We start from the raw sequence: 1,428 nt of genomic DNA on the forward strand, positions 1-1,428 counted from the left end.
GCACCCCGCATCCAGGCCGGGGGTGGGGGTGGGCTGGCCCCGCTGACGGCCCAGCAGCGGCCGGCAGTGGTGCCGTTGTCGTTTGCCCAGTTGCGGTTGTGGTTTATCGATCAGTTGCTGGGCCGGTCGGCGGTTTACAACATGCCCATGGCGGTGCGCCTCACGGGGCCACTCGACGTGGACGCCCTGAAGGTTGCGCTCGGTGATGTGGTGGGCCGCCATGAAAGCCTGCGCACGGTGTTCCCCGCGGTTGATGGGGTTCCTGAGCAGCAGGTGGTGCCGGTTGAGGGGGTCGAGTTCGGCTGGGCGGTGATCGATGCCAGCGGCTGGTCGGATACTCAGTTGAACCAAGCGATCGCGGCGGTGGCCAGTCACGCGTTTGATCTAGCCGCCGAGATTCCGTTGCGGGCCCAGCTTTTCCGGTTAGGCGACCAGGAGTGTGTGTTGGTGGCGGTGGCCCACCACATCGCCGCCGACGGCTGGTCGATCACCCCGCTGATCGGTGATCTGGGCGCCGCGTATGCCGCCCGGACGGTGGGGCAGGCCCCTGGTTGGGTGCCGTTGGCGGTGCAGTACGCCGACTACACACTCTGGCAACGTGAGCAGTTCGGCGACTTGGAGGATCCGGATAGTCGGATCGGCGCGCAGTTGGCTTACTGGCAGCACGCGCTGGCCGGCATGCCCGAACGCCTGGTGTTGCCCACCGATCGGCCCTATCCCGCGGTGGCCGATTATCGCGGGGCCAGCCTCCCGATCGAGTGGCCCGCCGAGCTGCAGCAGCAGATCACCCAGCTGGCCCGCACCCACAACGCCACCAGTTTCATGGTGCTCCAAGCCGCCCTAGCAGTCTTGTTGGCCAAACTCAGCACCAATACTGATGTGGCGGTGGGGTTCCCGATCGCCGGGCGGCGCGACCCCGCTCTAGATGAGCTGGTCGGGTTCTTCGTCAACACCCTGGTGCTACGCGTCGATCTGACCCGCGACCCCAGTGTGACCGAACTCCTTGGCCAGGTGCGGGCGCGCAGCCTGGCCGCCTTCGAGCACCAGGATGTGCCCTTCGAAGTCTTGGTGGAACGGCTGCACCCGGCCCGCAGCCTGGCCCATCACCCGCTGGTGCAGGTGATGCTGGCCTGGCAACACCACAACCTGACCGACCTGGGCCTGGGGGATCTACAAGCCAACCCCATACCGGTGCAAACCCACACCGCGCGCATGGATTTGACATTCTCTCTGACCGAGAACTTCACCGAGGCGGGCCAACCGGCCGGGATTAGTGGGGCGGTGGAATTTCGCACCGACATCTTCGACCCCAACACCATCCACACCCTGATCCAGCGGTTCCAGCGGGTGCTGGCGGCGATGACCGCCGACCCCACCGAGCAAGTCTCCTCGGTCGAGGTGCTCGACGTCGATGAGCAGGCCCGCCTG

The 1,428-nt window shown here is 66.4% G+C and carries 1 protein-coding gene; it reads left to right on the plus strand.

From position 1 onward, the window contains the following. On the plus strand, nucleotides 1–1,428 hold a 1,428-nt coding region (locus A5692_RS01130; protein WP_231984140.1), incomplete at both ends, for a condensation domain-containing protein.

This window comes from Mycobacterium sp. E342, assembly GCF_001667665.1.
Classification (GTDB): Bacteria; Actinomycetota; Actinomycetes; order Mycobacteriales; family Mycobacteriaceae; genus Mycobacterium.